Origin of the sequence: Catenibacterium sp. UBA627 (genome assembly GCF_002299355.1) — a bacterium.
Classification (GTDB): domain Bacteria; phylum Bacillota_I; class Bacilli_A; order Erysipelotrichales; family Coprobacillaceae; genus Catenibacterium; species Catenibacterium mitsuoka.
Genome location: NZ_DBPF01000052.1, coordinates 1 through 285 on the forward strand (window position 1 = coordinate 1; position 285 = coordinate 285).

Below are 285 nucleotides of genomic sequence, written 5' to 3' on the forward strand. Positions count from 1 at the left end.
TGTTGTAAAAGAGACGCAATGATTTCATTTAAGAATGCGATTGATTATATCAATGCGCATTATGATGTTACTTTAGAATATGAACATCCATCTTGTCACTATTCAAAACTAAATAAGCAATGTATAAAGGAGAGATGTCCTTTTCATGAGTAAAAAGAAAGTCGCATTCATTTGTGTTCATAATTCCTGTAGAAGTCAGATAGCTGAGGCATTAGGTCATTATCTGGCATCTGATGTATTTGAAAGTTATTCTGCAGGCACAGAAACAAAATCAGTTATAAATCA

At 32.3% G+C, this 285-nt stretch carries 1 protein-coding gene and 1 pseudogene; both read left to right on the forward strand.

The window, feature by feature from the left end; genetic code table 11:
• The first annotated feature begins 18 nt into the window (after positions 1-18).
• The gene (locus B2S90_RS03700; RefSeq protein WP_286696562.1) at positions 19-153 is read left to right on the forward strand and encodes a DUF5714 domain-containing protein; all 135 of its coding nucleotides are present in this window, start codon (positions 19-21) and stop codon (positions 151-153) included.
• Positions 146-285: pseudogene (locus B2S90_RS03705) on the forward strand (arsenate reductase ArsC); the annotation flags it as partial. The gene B2S90_RS03700 and the pseudogene B2S90_RS03705, both read left to right, overlap by 8 nt.